We start from the raw sequence: 13,677 nt of genomic DNA on the forward strand, positions 1-13,677 counted from the left end.
AGAAAAGAGCCTGTTCTACTGATTAGCCTGCTGCTTCATTTGTAATTCAACACCCATTCTAATCAATTGCGAAATGGATAGATTATGAGTCTCAGCATACTCAACCATTATCTGGTATTCCTCTTCTTTGAATTTAACAGTTACCTTATGATCAAAAGGTTTATCTGCTTTTGGTCTTCCAGTTCTAACCATCTGTATGCCTCCTTCATATCTTAGTCATATTATACTTTCGGTCTGACCGAAAGTCAATACATTTTTTCTCTCTTGGCTCATTTTTCTCCATACTTGTTTGTATTTCTTCTATATCAATGCGTCATTTCTCATAATTACTTATAAAACTCGTCATCTACAATATGGAAAGTCTCCAGATATTCATCAATAATATCCAGATTAACCAACACCAGCTGATTCACTTTATAACATGCCTTTGCATCCTTCGCTAACTGCATAAACTTTGACACACTCATTGAATACATCTCTGCTCCTTCTGAATATCTGACAAATCTTTTATTATTAGTCTTTTTAGTTCTGCTGTCCATTTGCTAACTCCTCCATTACCATTTTGCGAGCTACAGGTAACAGATCAAACTGTCGTATCAATGCTCTGTCTATTTCTTCTCTCACGCCGGAATCCTCAATGACAGTTCCACTTTTTGCTCTAATGCAGCCTTTTGAAATTGTCTGTGCATCTTCAGGCATAAAATCAGATATCTTACTTAATCCAAATCCACTCACATCCTTCGGATTTAAAATCACATGTACCGGAATATCCTTTAACTTACTGCTCAAAGGGACTACTGACACCTGTGGTGCACCATCATGATTACTGGCATCACATGAAATAATTATTCCTGGTCTGATTCCTCCCTGGATGCCATGTGGATTTTTTCCAAAATCTGCATACACGACATCAAATTTGTTATACTTACCATATCTTCTTTTTTCTGTTCGTCTGCTCATATCTATGCTCCCTTCTTGATGTGCATATCCAATCTGCCCTCATCTACAGTCACCACAATGCCGCCTGCTTCAATAACCAGTCCTACCTTAAAATAAGCATCCGCAACACTGCTGGATATAGCTGCCATATTCGCAACAACTACTCCACTGATTTGCTTTTTGCGGATCATATTCACAATCTGATTCCACTGGCGATCAACATCTCTCTGCGAAAAGCCATTGCGTCTTATCTTTCCCACGATTGAATATTCTTTTCTCTTTACAAATTCATGTATATATTTGCTCTGCTTGTCTTCAAGCATATTTACTTTTTCCAATGGAGCCTGCACTGAAAGATATTCTATGCAATCCATCTTTTTAATCTTTCTTCTCATTCTCTGCCTCCTATGCTGACTTCAAAGCCTGCTCTATCATAAAATCAAATGTCTTTTTCAAATAATCCTGCTTATCTGCAGGTAACCGCTTTAGCCTCGAATCTAATGAATCCGGTGTACAGTCTATTGCAAGTAAGCTATTTGCGTCTGTTTCATAAACTTCCATAAGCATATACAAATTTTTCATGCTCAAGTTTCTTCCTCCTTGCTCCACCTGTCCAAGTGTCGAAACACTTATTCCAGTTTTAGCAGCAACCTCTTCAATGAGAAGTCCTTTGTCCTTACGGATATCACGAATCACCGGACCAATTTTATATCCTTCATATTTCATCGTCGTACCCTCCAATGTCCTGTGCCATTTCCCTAATCATCTCTACAGCTGCATCTTCTGTCTCGTACTGACCAAGCCACTTCCCACTTGAATCATGTACAACTGTTCCGAATGCAGTCTGTGTAAATCTGCAATCCTTCACAGCCGGGACTTGTTTGTCCCGACCGGAATGATTTTCTGTTGTCGCTCTACCAAAGGACTCCGTTAGCATCCAAAGTCCTCTGCATGAGATACAATAATTGGCACCGGACCGACTTCAAGAGAATAGAGCCATATGCCCATATCTGTGATGGTCTTAACAAATTCTTCCAAATCATAAATGTCATCGGTGATCTCATTCAGGCTTCTGACTACTACAACCTCAAAATCTTCCTCTTTAAGTGTTGCAAAGAAAGCATTCAGTGCTTCTCTGTCATAGTCTCTTGTTATCGAGCGGTCACAATATGCATCGTTAATTATTACTCCGTTAGGCATTGCCTGATCACGCATATTCTCGACCATCTGGACTACATTGAGTTCTGCTCTGCGGGACTTTATAAATGCAATTCCCTTAGCAAGCTCCTGATTATCTGTACCTTCGTTTCCCACTACGTTAAAATCTCTTTTATTCATTTTGTTATCTCCTTTACGATTTCGTATTGGAGAGTTTTGGCGCCTCCACTCTCGTGGTGTGCTGTTCCTTAGCACATGTTTATGGTACTCTATTAAGAAAACCTATGCGCCCACTCTAAAGACTATCTTTTCTGATTTGTAGTCTTTAAAAGACTATTTTTAATTTCTCCCTCTATTCTTCCAGTCACCATTTTTAAATTGTTTACTAATTCCACCATCTCCGGCGAATAATTCATGTGTTCTTCTCCAAACAACAAAAAATCAGCAGAGCAATCCAAGATTTGTGCAATACAATACAATTGTGGTATTGTACAATTTGCTTTTCCACTTTCAATTCGAGACATTTGGTTCTTACCAATACCAAGATAGCTTGCCAACTCTATAGCTTTCATATGTCTTGATTCTCGTATATCTTGAATTCGTATACCAATTTTCGAACAAGTATCAGAATCATATTCTTTTATCTCTTGGATCACTCTGCTCACCTCCCTTACAAAAAAATAAGGAGCCTCTATCATTCAAATATTGAACGATATCGGCTCCCTTTTGCCCTTATCAACTGCCAATTCAGCTGATGTATTATTTAACTTGTATTTTATCTGCCCGCTGTTTTTTTACGGAATAAACCACAAAATTTCCATCTTTATCTCTGCGCACTTCTGCATCATGACCATTTTTAGTTGCTGCCTGTATCTGACGAAATAATAAAACTGTTTTATCTTCTTCCATAAGCACCTCCTATAGACTAATCCATAAATTGATTACGACCATTTATATCTTCAAACAAATCGTCTGTATAATCATCGCATTCTTCATTCATAGAAATTTTCATATTACTATCACGAACACTTCCATCAGGCGATAAAAAAGTGAATTCTTCTATAAATTGTGCTTGCTCCATATCAAATAGCATAATTGTAATCCATGGTTTTACACAAATCCCCTCCAAGGTATCTTTAAGTAATTTATAGAATTTTCTATTAAAAACCACAAACGATAATTTATCTGCTTTGACTTCATCCATATAATATAGTCCTAAAACCATCAATAATTTCTGTCTTAGTTTTATTGTCTGTTTACGAATGGCTTGCTGTTCCGTACCGAGCATTGTCCAAAACTCAAATAGCCATTGTCCCATAGTGTTATCAGAAGTAACGGCATCAGTAGCAATTTCCCAATCAGGTCTATAATGATAATTTAAAGCATTGTAAACCTGAGGTGTCATTGGGACCTGAACTTTATACCCCCTCTTCATAATCTCCGACAGTACTAAGTCAGCTGCATTTTTTTCAAATGCTCTGTATTCTTCTGTATCCACTTTTCCATTTAAATTACGCTTTTTCATGCCATGAGCAGACATAAGCATTTCAAAGGTAACTCCACTATTTGGATCTGCATTCTCCGCAATATTAAATATTAAAGCATCTGAATTTTTGCCCGTTGTTTTTTTGTTTACAATTCTTGAAAGCGTAGACGGATTAACCTCACACTTTTTTGCGAACTGTGACATACTAAGCTCTGGACCTTTTGCTCTCACAACTAATTCTGCCAATCTATCCTTATCCGGAGTACTTATTCTTACATATTCTGATAGAATTGATAAATCTCTTTTCATTAATTTGCTTCCTCCTTTCACAAAGGATACCATAGATTTTGCGTGTAGTCAAATCTTTGCACAACATTTGCATATCAAAGCAAAAACTTTCTATTTTTTGCATGAAAAGATATTTATGCAAAGTACTGTTTATTTATCAAATGCCCTCAACATTTTATCAATTGCCTCTCTCTGGGCAAATGTTATCTTATTTTCCTGTCTGCCCCTTTTGCCCGATATGATATAATCCATACTGTGCTCAAATATCTGTGACATTATATATAACTGCTGTATAGTGCAATTTGCTCTACCATTTTCAATCCGTGACATTTGGTTCCTTGTTATTCCCAATTCCGTTGCCAACTCAATGCTTTTCATATTTTTGTCTAGTCGCATTTCCTGTATTCTCTGCCCTATTTCAAATTGTACATTCTTATCATATTCTCTTATTTCCTTGTTCATATTGTCCATCCTTTAAAACTTGTTACCGTTAACTCGTTTGAGGACGGACAATAACTCCCTAGATATGTAATTTTCAGCAAATAAAAAAGGACACATGAAAAACAGTCCCAGTCCTCAAACTGGTTTCTAATTTTTCATGCGTCCTTAGGATGGCACCTTTGCGTATCATCAGCTTACGCTTATTGCAAGTGTCTCCCATATCATGATGACCACTAATTTAATTGTCTTGTCCTGTTGCGACCAAATATCTGCCGCACCATCTGATGTCTGACTGTATGTATCAGATATAATACTTATCCTGCTCTACTTTATCTAACAGTTCACCTTCCTTGAAATTCTTCAAGGTCATTACTCTGCCACAATGGTGACATTTCATCATTACTCTCGGCAGTACCGGATAATTTCTGTTACCTGTAACCATGTATGAAACTTTCATACTCTTTTTGCACTTCTTACAATAAAAATCTATAACTTTTAACTCTTTGTTCAATTCAGTTCGCTCCTTATTCATACAAAATCATCAATCTACAATTCTGTACTCGTAAAGGAAAGGGAAATCACCTTTGCAAGCCTGTTGCCGGGAGTTCCGATGAATGTCTGCACATTCCCCGGCTTTGCTGATCTAAAGCCAACTGATATGAATTGTGCTGTCAGCACACAATCACATCAGGCTCCGGCTCTTTCCATAAACCACATATTGTTATCTTCATAGAAAAGGAATATTTCCTTTCCATCTACCACACAGGTATAACGCTCTCCAACGCCGCCAGCCCTTGTACTGGCTGCTCTGCGCTTGTCTTTTACTCGTGTAATCTCATACTTTCTGCCATCTTCCCATGTTATCTCTTTGGGAATGAGCAGTCCGTCCTTTGAAAACTCTGCAAGTACATCAACATATACCTTATTGCTCAATGTAATCACCTTCCTTACAAGATTGCTATTGCTCTGGAAGCATCCATCTTCCTTGCTATATAGCCTTTTTCTTCTAATATTTTCAGATGTGCATAAACACTTGAAGTCGATGCCACCCCTACCATCTTGCATATCTCCCTGATAGTAGGAGCATAACCATTCACACGCTGATATTGCATAATGCTTTCATACACATTCTGCTGCTTCTCCGTCAATGGTGCTCTGTCTACCAGATCAATTCTTGCTGCTTCGCTCATGTTCCGCCTCCCTCTTTATCCAAAATACCCATGTGGATGTACTGTGTGTTCTTCTTTTGCATTGACTGCCGACAGAATCCTGTCCCGGTACATGAGTCCCCTCTGGATACTGTAAAATCCAAATCTTCTGCGTATCTCATCCACCGCTGAATCCATCTTCATCTGCTTTTCACGCTTCTCCACACTTGAGAACAAATCAATCTGTTCCCAATAATTATCTGTTACTAAGTCTGCACCTCGGACACCAACACTGCGGATCGGCTTGCTCCAGTTATAGTTTTCCTTAAATATCTGATAAGCATATGCAGCTATCTCTCCGGTGATATTCGTTGCATGGTCAATCTTTTTCTGACGAATAAAAGAGAATAACTCATTATCCCTGACACTTATCTCAACCACTCTGCACCGGAATCCATTCTCACGAAGTCTTGCTGCAACACTCTCAGCCAGAATATAAAGAACAATCTTTACATCCTCATCACATACTAAATCCTTTGGAGTCGTTGTGCTGTTTCCCACCGATTTGATTGGAGCGTGGGTATTCTCTAGCTTGACAGGTGAATCATCATAGCCATTCGCAAATGACCATAAGATACTGCCCATCTTTCCAAGGTGACTGTTAAGCACATCTTCATCTGCTCTTGCAAGATCACCTATGGTTTTAATACCAAATAATGCAAGCTTTCTGTTCGTACTTTTGCCAACGTATAGAAGATCTGCCACCGGAAGTGACCATGCCTTCTGCTTAAACTCACTCTTATACATAGTTGTGATTGCATCAGGTTTCTTATAGTCTGAACCAAGCTTTGCAAATATCTTATTGAAAGAAACACCAACACTTACTGTGATGCCAAGCTCTGACTTCATTCTCCTGCTGATTTCCTGTGCAATGAGCAATCCATCCCCTTTAAGGGAGCTGCTCCCTGTCACATCAAGCCAGCACTCATCAATTCCATATGGCTCCTGCCTGTCCGTATATTCTGCATATATCTCATGTGCCATTCTTGAGAATCGAAGATATAAGTCCATTCTTGGTGAAACAAACGTTATGTCAGGACAGACCTGCTTTGCCTGCCAGAGTGCCATTCCTGTTTTCACACCGTACTTCTTGGCAATATAGTCGGCTGTTAAGACAATCCCATGTCTTGCCTCCGGGTCACCGCCTACTGCCAGTGGCTTTCCTGCAAGCTCCGGATGATGCAGATGCTCAATCGAAGCATAGCAACAGTTGATATCTGAATGAAGTATTACCCTGTCTCCCATCTGCATAACCTCCTGCTGCATTTAATCTGTCACTACCATAACCTTTAGTCCAAGTATATGAGTAATGTTCCTTACAGGGCATAGTATAACCCCAAGAATAATCGACTGTCAACGGACACATGTGTCCTTTTTCTCATTATATTGGATTTTTAACTTGAATAATTGGCACTATTGCTATATACTATGGAGTGAAAAGAGACATTTGAAATCAACAAAATGAAAGAAAAGAGGCGTATGTATGTACTCAATCGGAGAAATCATTTCAACATATAGAAAAAAGAAAGGCTTGCTCCAACAGGATCTCGCTGATGAACTGGCAAAGGAAGGCATTACCATTTCCTATAAAGCCATATCCAACTGGGAGAGAAATCTTGCTGAACCAAGCGTTACCATATTTTACAAAGTGTGTAGAATCCTTGGTATTACTAACATGTATGAGGCATATTTTGGAGTAAATCCTGCCGATCCTTTCTCATCACTAACTGATGAAGGCAGGGAAAAAGCTATGGATTATATCAATCTGCTCCACGCATCCGGAATGTATGAAAAGCAGACTGCTAAGATAATTCCATTCCGTAGCATTGATATTTTTGAAAATGCTGTATCAGCCGGAACCGGTAACTTCCTTGTAGATGGACCGAAAGAGACTGTACGCATAGATGAATCTATCCTGCCAGAAGATACTACTTTCGGTGTCCGTATTAGTGGTGACAGTATGGAACCAGAATTCCACGATGGTCAGATTGCATGGATATTACAGCAGGAATCTGTTGCTAATGGAGAAATCGGCATCTTCGCTCTAAACGGAGAAGCCTATATTAAGAAATTACAAAACGATAAAGAAGGAATTTTCCTTATCTCACTCAATGAAAAGTATGCACCTATCAAGGTTAGTGAAAATGACCGCTTAGACATATTTGGAAAAGTTCTTGGAAAATCTGATGCTTGTGCTATTACAGGACATTGCCGATAAAATTGCAAGTCATTTTTATCGGACACATTATTTTGCATAATTGACAATAAGAAAATATCTATAGAACTGAAAGAAGGGATTTTTATGGCGGTTACCAATAATATAAGAGAAATACGTGAACAGCGAGGCATTTACCAGGATGACCTTGCCGCTGCTATTGGATACAGCACCAAAACTGTCGGCAGGATAGAGCGTGGGGACAGCACCCCATCTGCCGAATTTATGCTGCGGATATCAAAGTACTTTAATATGCTGGTGGAAGATGTATTCCATGTGGAAGATTGAGTCGGAGCAGCAATCCGGTTCACCTTCTATTTTGGACAGCTTTTCATGTCCTTATCAACAACTATAGTTTTTTTGATAAATGCTTGACTGTAAACCTTGTTTATAGCTTATTATTAAGTAAAATAGAGTTGCTCGAAAGGAGGGCATAATATGACTATAAAAGACGTAGAAGAGCGAACAGGTTTATCCCGTTCTAATATCCGTTTTTATGAAAAGGAAAAACTTATTGAGCCTTCGAGAAATGAAAGTAATGGTTATAGAGATTATTCTAAAAATGATGTGGAAAATATAAAGAAGATTGCATATCTACGTACATTGGGAATTTCTATTGAAGATATACGAAATATTATATCCGAAAAAGTAACATTGCAGGAAATGCTTGAGAAGCAAAAGGAAGTATTAAAAAATCAGATTACTGATTTGAATAAGGCGAAACTCATGTGCGAAAAAATGCTGGATGAAGGAAGTATTAGTTATGAAAAATTACAGGTAGAACAGTATGTAACAGATTTTCATGACTATTGGAAAGATAATCGAACTGTTTTCAAACTGGATTCAGTCAGCTTTTTGTATATATGGGGAAGTATGCTTACCTGGACTATGATTACCGCACTATGCTTGATTATTGGGGCTTTGTCTTATTCTAAGTTGCCGACAGAAATTCCAGTACAATGGAGTAAAGGAGTGGCAACATCCCTAGTTAATAAAAACTGGATTTTTGGTAGTGTAAATTATTCTGTGTAAACCTCTCAGATTGATGATAAAATCATAGGTTTATAGAATACAAAAATATAATGTAATGGGCTGAATGGCATACTTTGCTGTTCAGCCTGTTGTTTATTTAGTAGCATGGATTCTATTGCATGTCAAGGGCGCCCGAGAAAATCGGGCGTTTATTTACCCTTGATATGCGATTGAATCTGTGCTTAATCGATATCCTCTGGCTGGATCCGATCCCCAAAATAGATGCATAACTGATCCAGTGTCAGACCCCAGTCCCAAGCCTTTCCGGTCCATTTTTTTGTAGCATCCATCATTGCCAGATAAAGCATCTTGAAAAGTGCATCATCGGTCGGAAAAATAGTCTTGGATTTCGTAACCTTGCGTAGCTGGCGGTTAAAATTTTCGATGGAATTTGTAGTGTATATTAATTTACGTATCTCAGATGGATATTTAAAATATGTGGATAATTGTGTCCAGTTATTTCTCCAGGATCCAATGGAAGCAGGGTATTTTTTGCCCCATTTTTCTTCCAGATCTTCCAAGGCTGTGAGTGCAAGATCTTCTGTATCAGCTTTGTAAACCAGCTTTAAATCCGCCATAAATGGTTTTAAATCTTTGTAAGAGATAAATTTTGTAGAATAACGAATCTGATGCACAATACACCTTTGGATCTCTGCCTGTGGGAATACTGCATGAATCGCATCCCCGAATCCGGTCAATCCATCCACAGATACGATCATGATATCCTCTACACCTCGGTTTTTTATCTCGTTGAGGACGGACAACCAGTATTTTGCACTTTCATTTCCTCCTACCCACATGCCGAGGACCTCACGTTTTCCGTTCAGTTTAACACCTATAGCAACGTAAACTGCCTTTTTTACCGTTCGATTGTCCTCCCGAACATGGAAATGTACCGCATCCATAAAAACAATGGCATATTTTCTTTCCAGCGGCCGGTTTTGCCATTCTTTTGCGATAGGAAGGATTCGATCTGTCATATGTGATATCATTTCTGCGGATGCATCCACACCATAAACATCTTTGAGATGAGCGGAGATATCTCTTGTCGTCATTCCTTTTGCATACATAGAAAGTACCTGATCTTCAATGTTTGAGATATCTGTCTGATTCTTTTTCACAATCTGCGGTTCAAACTCTCCCTTTCGATCTCGTGGTATATCCAGATCAATCGTTCCCATTGAAGAGGTGACAGTTTTAGGACTATAACCATTACGGCTATCGTCTGTCTCTTTGTTCTTGTAGTCATACTTGGAATATCCAAGGTGATCATCCATTTCAGCTTCTAACATACCTTGCAGCGTTTCGCCTAACAGGTCTTTCAACATGTCCTGGATATCCTGAGCATCCTTTGGTTGATAGTGTTCCAACAAGCTGTTGATGAACGCTTTGCGTTCTGGATCCATTTTTCTTCTTCGTGCCATAAAAAAATCCTCCTGAATTGATATTTATTTTAACATCAATCCAAGAGGGTATATAGCTCTTTTAGAGTTTACACAGAATTAATTACAGTCTCGGATTTTTATTTGTCCTGTTATATGTATCATAATCCGTTATTTATTAAAACCTTTTATCTATGCGAAATTGCAGATGAACAATTATTATGGAGAAATTATAACAGAGTATTTGACAAATTATATGTGTTTTATGAATAAAAAAGCCCCGCCGCAGCGGGGTTTTTTTATAGGAATTTATCAAGTTCAGTCTCGACACGCTTATTTATTTTAACTTTAGGATTTTCCATAATCGTTCCTCTTGCGACAACCATTTTTACATGTCGTAATGCTCTGAGGTCATCGAGTGGGTTTTCCTCGGTTACAATCATATCTGCACATTTATCTTTTTCGAGCGTACCGGTAATATCACCGATTCCCGCCATTTCGGCAGCTCTTGCGGTTGCCGTATACAGTGCAAACGCATTGGAAACGCCCGTATATTTGTGGAAATAATACAATTCTCTCCAGAAATCATACTGTGTAATCCACGGACATCCGACATCATTGCCAAGAACGACAGGTATATCATTTTCAAGTGCCGCTTTCGCACATGCAATTATTCCCTCAAACACAACATTTCCGTTAAACTGTTCAACTTCAGTTGCGTTGGTAATCGAACGATCAAACAATGCATACGGAAGTGCAGGCGAAATTGTTGTGCAAAGAAATGCTTTTCTTTCCTTGAATAACTTAATTGTATCATCATCAATTTTTGCACCGTGTTCAATTGAGTCAACACCATTTTCAAGAGCAACACGCACCCCCTGCGGAGATTCGACATGTGCAGCAACTAAATAGCCATTTTCATGTGCCTTGTCACAGACTACCTTTACCATTTCCGGAGACATTTTCAGTTCACCCGGAACACCTTTTTCTTTTGCGTCCATTACGCCGCCAGTAATCATAAGCTTTATCAAATCAACCTTTTCTTTTTCCGATTGCTCCAGATGTTTTAAGGCTGTATCTATACTGTCCGCCGCAACAGCAACAGAGCCAGCCATATGTCCGCCAGGCACGGAAATCCCTTCATTAGCGGCAAGTATTCTAGGTCCCATCTTTGTTCCTGCATTAATCTCATCTCTTAATTTTGTATCAAAACTTCCAAGTCCGCCAACCGTTCTTATTGTTGTCACACCGCTCATAAGCTCTGTTTTTGCAAATCCGGCAACCATACCGTATGCAATTGAACGCATAAGTGCATTTCCCATAAGTATTTTTACAAGTTTCTCATTATCACGCTGTTTTTTCTGCGGCTTGCCATTACCTGCAAGGTGAACATGCATATTTATAAGACCGGGCATAATATATCTGCGTTTTAAATCAACTTTTTCATATCCATTCAAATCCGTGCCTGCCTTGACAATATCCTCAATTTTATCATTGTCCGTAAGTATGACGAAGCCCTCTTTTACCTGCATATCTTTGGTTCCGTCAAGTATTTTTCCGTTAATATAAGCATATTTCATATTTTTATACCCCGTGTTTTTGAAATGTTTATTTAATACCAATTAATCAAAATCTTACGCACTGATTGACTTTCCTGTGTAAAGCTGATAGTATCTGCCTTTTTCTTCCATAAGCTGGTCATGTGTACCACGCTCAATAATTCTTCCCTGTTCCATAACCATAATACAGTCTGCATTCCGTACCGTAGAAAGACGATGAGCGATAACAAATGAAGTTCTTCCTGTCATAAGTGCATCCATACCACGCTGTACAAGTTTTTCTGTACGTGTATCAATAGAAGAAGTCGCCTCATCAAGAATAAGAACAGGAGGATCTGCAACTGCCGCCCTCGCTATTGCAAGAAGCTGACGCTGTCCCTGACTAAGGTTCGCACCACCGCCGGTAAGCACTGTGTTATAACCATCAGGAAGTCTTTTTATAAATCCATCAGCATTAGCAAGCTTTGCGGCAGCTATACATTCTTCATCAGCTGCATTGAGTCTTCCATATCTGATATTGTCCATAATCGTGCCTGTAAAAAGGTTGGTATCCTGTAAAACAATGCCCAGGCTTCGGCGTAAATCGTCTTTTTTAATATGATTAATATTAATTCCATCATAACGGATTTTACCATCCTGTATATCATAAAACCTGTTAATAAGGTTGGTAATTGTTGTCTTTCCGGCACCGGTAGAACCTACAAACGCAAGCTTCTGACCAGGTTTTGCGAACATTTTTATATCGTGAAGCACGATTTTGTCAGGATTATATCCAAAATCAACTCCATCAAATGTAACATCACCCTGAAGTCTTGTATACATTTCATCTTTGTTTGCAGCATTTGGTTTTTTCCATGCCCACATCTCTGTCAGTTCTTCAGTTTCATGGATTTCACCATTTGAATCATAACATATATTTACAAGTTCAACATCACCTTCATCTGTCTCTGGTACTTCATCACAAAGGTCAAATACCCTGCCGGCACCTGCCATAGCCATTACAATACTGCTTACCTGCTGGCTTATCTCTGTTACAGGCTGTGTGAAACTCTTGTTTAATGAAAGAAATGCTACAAGTGTACCAATTGTAAGTCCTGAAAAGCCGCTTAATGCAAGCACACCACCTACAAGTGCACACAAAACATAACTTATATTTCCTATATTTTCATTGATAGGCATTGTAATATTTGCAATTTTATTAGCATTGTTGGCACTTTCTCTTAACTTGTTATTAATCTGCTTAAACTGTTCAAGACTTTCCTGCTCATGACAGAATACCTTAACAACCTTCTGCCCTTCCATCATTTCCTCAATATAAGCATTTACTTTACCGATATCTTTCTGCTGTTCAATGAAATATCTGCCAGATGCAGCGGAAAGCTTTGATGTCACAAAAAGCATAATTGCAACCATAATAACAGATACAATTGTAAGTGGTATATCAAGAACTATCATACTTACAAATGTTGATACAAGTGTTATAAGTGAATTAAGAACCTGTGGAATACTCTGGCTTATAAGCTGTCTTAATGTATCAATATCATTTGTATATACCGACATTATATCTCCATGTGCATGTGTATCAAAATATCTGATTGGAAGTGATTCCATGTTAGTAAACATCTCTGTACGGAGCTTTTTCATAGTACCCTGACCAACATTTACCATAATTCTGTTATATCCGTAGGAACATAAAACACCCACTGCAAATATTGCTACAAGTTTTAAAAGAGCCTGTGCAAGCGGTGAATAATCAGGAACTGCCATCTGGGTAAGAGGCACAATGTAATTATCAATAAGTTTCTGTATAAATAAAGTTCCACATAATGTCGTAAGTGCCGAAACCAATATGCAAACGACCACCATGAAACATGCCAATTTATAATTTTTTACTATATAAGAAAGAAGTCTTTTTAATAATAAAAGCGGATTCTTCTCTTTGTTCTCATTTTTATTTTTCATGTCTTCC

General features: G+C 38.5%; 19 protein-coding genes. 3 read left to right on the forward strand and 16 right to left on the reverse strand.

Going from position 1 to position 13,677, the window contains the following annotated elements:
* Nucleotides 1-15: 15 nt before the first annotated feature.
* From DW743_RS07925 to dinB, 13 genes are all read right to left on the reverse strand, one after another.
* On the reverse strand, nt 16-192 hold the full coding sequence (locus DW743_RS07925) for a DUF6290 family protein (protein ID WP_077326067.1): 177 nt from the start codon (nt 190-192) through the stop codon (nt 16-18).
* A gap of 134 nt (nt 193-326) precedes the next feature.
* Nucleotides 327-539: a DUF6462 family protein gene (locus DW743_RS07930; RefSeq protein WP_004611639.1), complete on the reverse strand. Its 213-nt coding sequence runs from the start codon at nt 537-539 to the stop codon at nt 327-329.
* Nucleotides 523-960 carry a type II toxin-antitoxin system PemK/MazF family toxin gene (locus DW743_RS07935; protein WP_004611638.1) on the reverse strand — a complete coding sequence of 146 codons (438 nt, stop codon included), beginning with the start codon at nt 958-960 and terminating at the stop codon, nt 523-525. The genes DW743_RS07930 and DW743_RS07935 overlap by 17 nt, the downstream gene beginning before the upstream one ends.
* Before the next feature lie 2 nt (nt 961-962).
* On the reverse strand, nt 963-1,334 hold the full coding sequence (locus tag DW743_RS07940) for a recombinase family protein (RefSeq protein ID WP_004611637.1): 372 nt from the start codon (nt 1,332-1,334) through the stop codon (nt 963-965).
* Between the two features lie 10 nt (nt 1,335-1,344).
* A complete protein-coding gene (locus tag DW743_RS07945; protein ID WP_004611636.1) occupies nt 1,345-1,665 on the reverse strand; it encodes a helix-turn-helix domain-containing protein in 321 nt (106 codons plus the stop codon).
* Between the two features lie 204 nt (nt 1,666-1,869).
* The gene (locus DW743_RS07955; RefSeq protein ID WP_117761249.1) at nt 1,870-2,277 is read right to left on the reverse strand and encodes a recombinase family protein; all 408 of its coding nucleotides are present in this window, start codon (nt 2,275-2,277) and stop codon (nt 1,870-1,872) included.
* Nucleotides 2,278-2,399: 122 nt separating this feature from the next.
* Entirely contained in the window at nt 2,400-2,753 is a 354-nt protein-coding gene (locus tag DW743_RS07960) for a helix-turn-helix domain-containing protein (RefSeq protein ID WP_118589283.1), read from the reverse strand.
* Between the two features lie 103 nt (nt 2,754-2,856).
* Nucleotides 2,857-3,006: a hypothetical protein gene (locus DW743_RS17940; RefSeq protein WP_156454676.1), complete on the reverse strand. Its 150-nt coding sequence runs from the start codon at nt 3,004-3,006 to the stop codon at nt 2,857-2,859.
* A 16-nt stretch (nt 3,007-3,022) separates the two neighbouring features.
* Entirely contained in the window at nt 3,023-3,892 is an 870-nt protein-coding gene (locus DW743_RS07965) for a hypothetical protein (protein ID WP_117529004.1), read from the reverse strand.
* A 129-nt stretch (nt 3,893-4,021) separates the two neighbouring features.
* Nucleotides 4,022-4,333: a helix-turn-helix domain-containing protein gene (locus DW743_RS07970; protein ID WP_158565043.1), complete on the reverse strand. Its 312-nt coding sequence runs from the start codon at nt 4,331-4,333 to the stop codon at nt 4,022-4,024.
* A gap of 666 nt (nt 4,334-4,999) precedes the next feature.
* Entirely contained in the window at nt 5,000-5,245 is a 246-nt protein-coding gene (locus DW743_RS07980; protein ID WP_154266625.1) for a hypothetical protein, read from the reverse strand.
* A gap of 14 nt (nt 5,246-5,259) precedes the next feature.
* Entirely contained in the window at nt 5,260-5,502 is a 243-nt protein-coding gene (locus tag DW743_RS07985) for a LexA family protein (protein WP_004611567.1), read from the reverse strand.
* A gap of 15 nt (nt 5,503-5,517) precedes the next feature.
* Nucleotides 5,518-6,765: a DNA polymerase IV gene (gene dinB, locus DW743_RS07990; protein ID WP_117529002.1), complete on the reverse strand. Its 1,248-nt coding sequence runs from the start codon at nt 6,763-6,765 to the stop codon at nt 5,518-5,520.
* 238 nt (nt 6,766-7,003) lie between these two features.
* On the opposite strand from dinB, the gene DW743_RS07995 reads away from it, so the two are divergent.
* The 3 genes from DW743_RS07995 to DW743_RS08005 all read left to right on the forward strand — a co-directional run bounded on the left by DW743_RS07995 (nt 7,004) and on the right by DW743_RS08005 (nt 8,767).
* Complete coding sequence (locus DW743_RS07995) at nt 7,004-7,738, forward strand: helix-turn-helix domain-containing protein (RefSeq protein ID WP_117482444.1); 735 nt, start codon at nt 7,004-7,006, stop codon at nt 7,736-7,738.
* Nucleotides 7,739-7,822: 84 nt separating this feature from the next.
* On the forward strand, nt 7,823-8,023 hold the full coding sequence (locus DW743_RS08000) for a helix-turn-helix transcriptional regulator (protein WP_004611564.1): 201 nt from the start codon (nt 7,823-7,825) through the stop codon (nt 8,021-8,023).
* 150 nt (nt 8,024-8,173) lie between these two features.
* Nucleotides 8,174-8,767, forward strand: a complete 594-nt coding sequence (locus DW743_RS08005) for a MerR family transcriptional regulator (protein ID WP_243004568.1) — start codon at nt 8,174-8,176, stop codon at nt 8,765-8,767.
* A 182-nt stretch (nt 8,768-8,949) separates the two neighbouring features.
* On the opposite strand, the gene DW743_RS08010 is transcribed toward DW743_RS08005, so the two are convergent.
* From DW743_RS08010 to DW743_RS08025, 3 genes are all read right to left on the reverse strand, one after another.
* Nucleotides 8,950-10,173, reverse strand: a complete 1,224-nt coding sequence (locus DW743_RS08010) for an IS256 family transposase (RefSeq protein WP_404856553.1) — start codon at nt 10,171-10,173, stop codon at nt 8,950-8,952.
* A gap of 275 nt (nt 10,174-10,448) precedes the next feature.
* On the reverse strand, nt 10,449-11,729 hold the full coding sequence (locus DW743_RS08020) for an amidohydrolase family protein (RefSeq protein WP_117529001.1): 1,281 nt from the start codon (nt 11,727-11,729) through the stop codon (nt 10,449-10,451).
* 54 nt (nt 11,730-11,783) lie between these two features.
* On the reverse strand, nt 11,784-13,670 hold the full coding sequence (locus tag DW743_RS08025) for an ABC transporter ATP-binding protein (RefSeq protein WP_117761253.1): 1,887 nt from the start codon (nt 13,668-13,670) through the stop codon (nt 11,784-11,786).
* Nucleotides 13,671-13,677 lie beyond the last annotated feature (7 nt).

Source organism: Blautia sp. AM28-27 (assembly GCF_003480905.1).
Classification (GTDB): domain Bacteria; phylum Bacillota; class Clostridia; order Lachnospirales; family Lachnospiraceae; genus Fusicatenibacter; species Fusicatenibacter saccharivorans.

Excerpts from the sequence above, each read along its gene's own strand:
- DW743_RS07925 (WP_077326067.1), bottom strand. The coding sequence starts at position 192 with ATGGTTAGAACTGGAAGACCAAAAGCAGATAAACCTTTTGATCATAAG.
- DW743_RS07930 (WP_004611639.1), bottom strand. The coding sequence starts at position 539 with ATGGACAGCAGAACTAAAAAGACTAATAATAAAAGATTTGTCAGATAT.
- DW743_RS07935 (WP_004611638.1), bottom strand. The coding sequence starts at position 960 with ATGAGCAGACGAACAGAAAAAAGAAGATATGGTAAGTATAACAAATTT.
- DW743_RS07940 (WP_004611637.1), bottom strand. The coding sequence starts at position 1,334 with ATGAGAAGAAAGATTAAAAAGATGGATTGCATAGAATATCTTTCAGTG.
- DW743_RS07945 (WP_004611636.1), bottom strand. The coding sequence starts at position 1,665 with ATGAAATATGAAGGATATAAAATTGGTCCGGTGATTCGTGATATCCGT.
- DW743_RS07955 (WP_117761249.1), bottom strand. The coding sequence starts at position 2,277 with ATGAATAAAAGAGATTTTAACGTAGTGGGAAACGAAGGTACAGATAAT.
- DW743_RS17940 (WP_156454676.1), bottom strand. The coding sequence starts at position 3,006 with ATGGAAGAAGATAAAACAGTTTTATTATTTCGTCAGATACAGGCAGCA.
- DW743_RS07965 (WP_117529004.1), bottom strand. The coding sequence starts at position 3,892 with ATGAAAAGAGATTTATCAATTCTATCAGAATATGTAAGAATAAGTACT.
- DW743_RS07970 (WP_158565043.1), bottom strand. The coding sequence starts at position 4,333 with ATGAACAAGGAAATAAGAGAATATGATAAGAATGTACAATTTGAAATA.
- DW743_RS07985 (WP_004611567.1), bottom strand. The coding sequence starts at position 5,502 with ATGAGCGAAGCAGCAAGAATTGATCTGGTAGACAGAGCACCATTGACG.
- dinB (WP_117529002.1), bottom strand. The coding sequence starts at position 6,765 with ATGGGAGACAGGGTAATACTTCATTCAGATATCAACTGTTGCTATGCT.
- DW743_RS07995 (WP_117482444.1), top strand. The coding sequence starts at position 7,004 with ATGTACTCAATCGGAGAAATCATTTCAACATATAGAAAAAAGAAAGGC.
- DW743_RS08000 (WP_004611564.1), top strand. The coding sequence starts at position 7,823 with ATGGCGGTTACCAATAATATAAGAGAAATACGTGAACAGCGAGGCATT.
- DW743_RS08005 (WP_243004568.1), top strand. The coding sequence starts at position 8,174 with ATGACTATAAAAGACGTAGAAGAGCGAACAGGTTTATCCCGTTCTAAT.
- DW743_RS08010 (WP_404856553.1), bottom strand. The coding sequence starts at position 10,173 with ATGGATCCAGAACGCAAAGCGTTCATCAACAGCTTGTTGGAACACTAT.
- DW743_RS08020 (WP_117529001.1), bottom strand. The coding sequence starts at position 11,729 with ATGAAATATGCTTATATTAACGGAAAAATACTTGACGGAACCAAAGAT.
- DW743_RS08025 (WP_117761253.1), bottom strand. The coding sequence starts at position 13,670 with ATGAAAAATAAAAATGAGAACAAAGAGAAGAATCCGCTTTTATTATTA.